The 5,079-nt window shown below is 66.1% G+C and carries 5 protein-coding genes and 1 pseudogene; all 6 read right to left on the bottom strand.

Annotation, left to right across the window (positions count from 1 at the left end; all coding sequences use genetic code 11):
- Positions 1 to 439: pseudogene (locus EN742_RS23890) on the bottom strand (VWA containing CoxE family protein); the annotation flags it as partial.
- A gap of 219 nt (positions 440 to 658) precedes the next feature.
- A complete protein-coding gene (locus EN742_RS23880; RefSeq protein WP_127407495.1) occupies positions 659 to 1,546 on the bottom strand; it encodes a MoxR family ATPase in 888 nt (295 codons plus the stop codon).
- Positions 1,547 to 1,553: 7 nt separating this feature from the next.
- A complete protein-coding gene (locus tag EN742_RS40075; RefSeq protein ID WP_128333355.1) occupies positions 1,554 to 2,558 on the bottom strand; it encodes a molybdopterin cofactor-binding domain-containing protein in 1,005 nt (334 codons plus the stop codon).
- A 1-nt stretch (position 2,559) separates the two neighbouring features.
- Positions 2,560 to 3,927: a xanthine dehydrogenase family protein molybdopterin-binding subunit gene (locus EN742_RS40070; protein ID WP_127407483.1), complete on the bottom strand. Its 1,368-nt coding sequence runs from the start codon at positions 3,925 to 3,927 to the stop codon at positions 2,560 to 2,562.
- Positions 3,928 to 3,940: 13 nt separating this feature from the next.
- On the bottom strand, positions 3,941 to 4,423 hold the full coding sequence (locus tag EN742_RS23865; RefSeq protein ID WP_127421307.1) for a (2Fe-2S)-binding protein: 483 nt from the start codon (positions 4,421 to 4,423) through the stop codon (positions 3,941 to 3,943).
- A gap of 114 nt (positions 4,424 to 4,537) precedes the next feature.
- Positions 4,538 to 5,079: FAD binding domain-containing protein (locus EN742_RS23860; RefSeq protein WP_128333354.1), on the bottom strand; the 542-nt coding region annotated here is incomplete at its 5' end.

Below are 5,079 nucleotides of genomic sequence, written 5' to 3'. Positions count from 1 at the left end.
GGGCGGAGGCGAGCCCGTGGCGGAATGCGCTAAGACCGTCGGCGTCGCGCTGGAAATCGCGGCTGCTCAACTGCTCGCGCGCCGAGAACAGATCGCCGCCCTTCTCATGGCGAGCGGCCTGGCTTTCTTCCTCGCGCGTGCCACGATCGTCCTTGATGCGGGTTTCCTCGTCTTCTTCGCCTGCGATCGAGGGTCTGGCGTCGGCGTAGAAATGGGCGCGGAAATGCGCCTCGAATTCGATGCGACGGTCGGGCGAAGGCGCGAGCGTCGCCAGCGCGGCCTCGCGGATGTCGTTCATCAATCGGGGGCCGAGCAGTGTGACCGCCTGCATGAAGCTGGAGACTTGCTCGGGGGCGATGGGAAAGGCGTGATGGCGCAGCAAGCGGGCGAAGCCCAGTAAGGGCTCGGCGGCACGAGGCAGTTTTTCCGCACGCCTCATTCCTTCGCGCCCCCCTTTGTCCTGCCGGACATCTCCCCCTCAAGGGGGGAGATTGGCAGCTTGGGCGCTCGGCTTGATCTTGCGACGTTGAAAATTGGCGAGAGCCGGCGTGACGTCTGATCTCCCCCCTTGTGGGGGAGATGTCCGGCAGGACAGAGGGGGGCGCTGTCCCGCCAGCGTTGCGAATTAGCCCAGGGGTATTGCGCTGGCGCGTTGCGATTACTCATCACCCAACGCCTCCTCGACGATCTTCCCAAGTTCCGGCGCGATCGCGGACAGATCTTCCTCGTCCTTGATCAGCAAGCCGATGGCGCGGAGAAAGGCTTCCGGCCACGGGTTGCCGCCCTTTTCGAGAATGGTGGCGGCATTCGCCCATTCCACCGCCTCGGCGATGCCGGGCGGCTTGGCCAGCGGGCGGGCGCGGATCTGCTGCACGGCATTGGCCACCGCGCGCGCCGTCGCCTCGGCGACATCGCCCGCGCGCAGCATGATGATCTCGGCCTCGCGCGCGGCGTCGGGATAGCCGATCCAGTGGTAGACGCAGCGCCGGCGCAGCGCCTCGGCCAGCTCGCGGGTGCGGTTGGAGGTCAGGATGACGATCGGCTGCGTTGCGGCGCGGATCGTGCCGCGTTCCGGGATGCTGATCTGGAAATCGGAGAGGAATTCAAGCAGCAGGGCTTCGAATTCGTGGTCGGAGCGATCGATCTCGTCGACGAGCAGCACACGCTGTTCCGGCGCGCGCAGCACCTGCAGCAGAGGCCGCGCGATCAGGAAGCGGTCGTCATAGATGTCGATCTCGTGCTCGCCGGCATGGCGGATGGCGAGCAACTGGCGCTGGTAGTTCCATTCATAGAGCGCATGCGCGGCGTCGATGCCTTCATAGCATTGCAGGCGCACCAGCTCACGGCCGAGCAGTTCGGCCACTGCCTTGGCGGCTTCGGTCTTGCCGACGCCCGGCGCGCCTTCGAGCAGCAGCGGCTTGCCGAGGCGAATGGCCAGGAAGATCGCCGTCGCAAGGCTGTCGTCGGCGAGATAGCGCGAGGCGGCAAGGCGCGCCGCCACCGCTTCCGGCGAAGCCGCGATCTGTTCGGCGTCGGCGCGTGTCATCGCCCGCTCAGCCCGCGGCCTGCGCCTTCAGCGCGCGCAGGATGCGTTCCGGCGTGATCGGCAGCGTGTCGATGCGAACGCCGACGGCGTCGAAAACGGCATTGGCGACGGCGGGGATCTGCGGGTTGGCGCACATCTCGCCCGGTCCCTTGGCGCCGAAGGGACCGTCCGCCGACGGCCGTTCCAGCACGATGATCTCGGTCTCGGCGAGATCGCCGGGACCGGGCATCAGATACTGGTTGAAATCGGTGCCGCCATGGTCGCGGTTCGGATAATAGGGCTCCGTCGTCTCGTAGAGGGCATGGCTGATGCCCATCCAGGAACCACCGACGAGCTGCTGCTCGACCATCTTCGGGTTCAGGGCGCGGCCGATCTCGAAGACGTTCTTGACGTTGAGCACCGTCACTTCGCCCGTCTCGTCGTCGACCTCGACCTCGGCCACCGTGCAGGCATGCGCGTAGCAGGTCGACGGCTTCATCGCGCCGGTCTCCTTCTCCGGATAGGAGCGCGGGATCAAGAACATGCCGCGCCCAGAGATCGAGCGGCCGCGCTTGAAATGCGCCGACAGCGCAACGTCGAAGATCGAAATCGATTTCTGCGGCGCGCCCTTCACCAATACGTTGCCTTGGCCGTCGGTTTCGAGGTCCGAGGCGTTGACTTCCAGCTCTTCCGCCGCCACTTCCAGCATCACCTGGCGAGCTTCCCTCGCAGCCTGGATGACGGCGTTGCCGGCGCGGTGCGTGCCGCGCGAGGCGAAGGTGCCCATGCAGTGCGGCCCGGTGTCGGTATCGGCGGTGTCGACGATGACGCGGGCGGGCGGCACGCCGATGGTCTCGGCGCAGATCTGCGCCATGATCTGTTTCATGCCCTGGCCGAGATCGACGCTGGAAAGGGTGACCATAAAATTGCCGGTCGGGGTCGAATGAACCAGCGCCTGGGTCGGGTCGCCGCCGAGATTCATGCCGGTCGGATAGTTGATCGCGGCGACGCCGCGTCCGCGCCGTATCGCCATCTCAGCCTCCCTTCCTGTAGGACGAGATCGCCATGTATTTCTCCGCCACCGGCCAGTTGGCGGCGCGCGAGGCTTCCTGCATGCACTCGATCAGCGCCGCGCCCTCGGTCGGCTGGCGATGCGCCTTCATGTCGCCGTCGCGGTAGGCATTGATGAAGCGGAACTCGAGCGGGTCCATGGCGATCAGCCGCGCCAGCTTGTCCATCTGCACCTCCAGCGCAAAGTCGCCGATGGTGACGCCGAAGCCGCGCATGGCGGAGGAGGGGGTGCGGTTGGTGTAGACGCAATAAGTATCGATCCAGACGTTGGGGATCGTGTAGGGGCCGGGATAGTGCGCCGCACCCTTCTGAGCGCCATAGGGCGAATGGCGGGAGTACGCGCCGGCATCGGTGTAGCCGGTGACCTTGCGGGCAACGATGCGGCCATCCTTCATGACGCCGTCCTTTATGACGACCTTCTCGGCAGCGCGGGGCGACGAGATCTGCATCTCCTCCTCGCGGCTGTAGATAAAACAGACCGGTCGTCCGGTTAACTTTGCGCCGAGGATGGCGATCGGCTCGACGATGACGTCGACCTTGCCGCCGAAGCCGCCGCCGACCGTGCCACCGACGAAATGGAGCTTGCTGCCGGGCATCTGCAGGATGATCGAGGCGTTGTCGAGGGTGAAGAACATCGCCTGCGTGTTGGTGTAGCAGGTGAAGCGGTCGTTGCCCTCGGGCGCTACGACACAGCCGGTCGTCTCGGTCGGCGCATGCTCGATCGGCGAGGACTGGTAGGTCTGCTCGAGGATGTGGTCGGCCTCGGCAAAGCCCGCCTCGACATCGCCGAAGCGCACCTTGCGGCACTCGCCGCTGTCATACAGGTAGTGGTTCTGGCCGTGGTACTCGTTGACGAGCGGCGCGCCGGGCTTTAGCGCCTCCTCCATGTCGAAGACGGCCGGCAGCACCTCGTAGTCGACCTTGACCTTGGCAGCTGCCTCCTGCGCCGCGCGCTCGGTCTCGGCCAGCACCGCCACCACCGCCTCGCCCTTCCAGCGCACCTTGCCGTCGGCGAGCACTGTTTCGTCCTCGGGGCCGATCTGGATCAGGATCAGGATGGTGTAGACATTGTGCGGCACGTCCTTGGCCGTCAGCACCTTCACCACACCCGGGTGCTTCTCGGCTTCCGAGGTGTCGATCGCGCGGATGCGGGCGTGATGGTGCGGGCTGCGCACCATCTTCAAATGCAGCATGCCCGGAAAATTGCGGTCGGCGAAATAGGCGGTCTTGCCGGTGACATGGCCGGGCGAATCGAGCCGCGGCCGTCCCTGGCCGATCTCGTGCAGGCCGTCATTGCGCTGATCGGCGAAATAGCTCTTGCGCAGTTCCATTCTTTTGGTCCCCTCAGGCCACGTTCTGCGAATTGGAACGCGCGGCGGTGAGCACGGCCTGGATGATCGGCTCATAGCCGGTGCAGCGGCAGATGTTGCCGGATAGCGCCTCGACCACCTCTTCGCGGCTGGGATTGGGCGTGCGGTCGAGCAACACCTTGGCGGCCATGATCATGCCCGGCGTGCAGAAGCCGCATTGGGTGGCGAAGGCATCGAGGAAGGCGCGCTGCAGCGGATGCAGCACGCCGCCCTCGGCGAGACCTGCCGTCGTCCTGATGACGGCGCCGTTGCAGGTCTCCGCCAGCGTCAGGCAGGAGAGCCTCAGCTCACCGTCGATGATGACCGAGCAGGCGCCGCAAGTGCCCTGGTGGCAGCCGCCTTTCGGCGAGGTGTCACCGATCTTGTCCCGCAGCGCGTGCAGCAGTGTCGCGCCGCTGTCGATGAACTCGGCTTTCTCGGAACCGTTGAGCGTGAACTGGACCGGGACCTTCACCATGTCTTTCCTCCCAGCGCGCCTGCCCGGATATCCGGACAGACGCGCGCCCCCGACGTGTGAGACTTCCTGCCTGTCGCAATCCCAAAACCGCTACGCGTTTTTGGGCGACGGGCATCATGCGAGCAGCAGCCGGCCGAGATGGACCGGCAGCACTTCGGCGCGATACCAGGCGCTGGCGACCGGATCGGTAATCGGCGTTGTGCCTTCGTTTGCCATAGCCAGCGCCGGCGCGATCTCGTCAGGCGTCAGCCTGCAGCCAAGCAGCGCCTTCTCGGCCGCTCTGGCACGCATCGGCCGGTCGGCCATGCAGCCAAGTGCGATCCGCGCGGCGGTGACCGTGCCGTTGTCTATCCGCTGCAAGAGCGCGGCGATGCTGAGTACCGAGACGCCCTTGGGCTTGACCCGTGACACTTTGAGAAAACGGAAGCTCTCCGCGCGGGGTAGGGCGAAGGTGACGGAGGTGACGATGGAACGGCTGGCGTCGCGTCCGGCCAGGAAGGTCTCGATCGGCACTTCGCTATCCTCGGTGGCGACGTTCGCGTCCAGCGCAAGCAGCGCGACGGCGAAGTCGCCGTAGGGCGCAGGCGCGAAGAGATTGCCGCCGACGCTTGCCATGTTGCGGATCGCCGGCCCGCCGACGGCGCGCACGGTGGGCG

It is taken from the genome of Mesorhizobium sp. M4A.F.Ca.ET.020.02.1.1, from assembly GCF_004022645.1.
In the GTDB taxonomy this organism is placed as follows: domain Bacteria; phylum Pseudomonadota; class Alphaproteobacteria; order Rhizobiales; family Rhizobiaceae; genus Mesorhizobium.
This window is presented reverse-complemented; position numbering and strand designations above follow the sequence as displayed.

What these genes read in the sequence shown, in the direction of transcription:
- EN742_RS23880 (WP_127407495.1), bottom strand. Translation starts at nt 1,546, where the DNA reads ATGACACGCGCCGACGCCGAACAGATCGCGGCTTCGCCGGAAGCGGTG.
- EN742_RS40075 (WP_128333355.1), bottom strand. Translation starts at nt 2,558, where the DNA reads ATGGCGATACGGCGCGGACGCGGCGTCGCCGCGATCAACTATCCGACC.
- EN742_RS40070 (WP_127407483.1), bottom strand. Translation starts at nt 3,927, where the DNA reads ATGGAACTGCGCAAGAGCTATTTCGCCGATCAGCGCAATGACGGCCTG.
- EN742_RS23865 (WP_127421307.1), bottom strand. Translation starts at nt 4,423, where the DNA reads ATGGTGAAGGTCCCGGTCCAGTTCACGCTCAACGGTTCCGAGAAAGCC.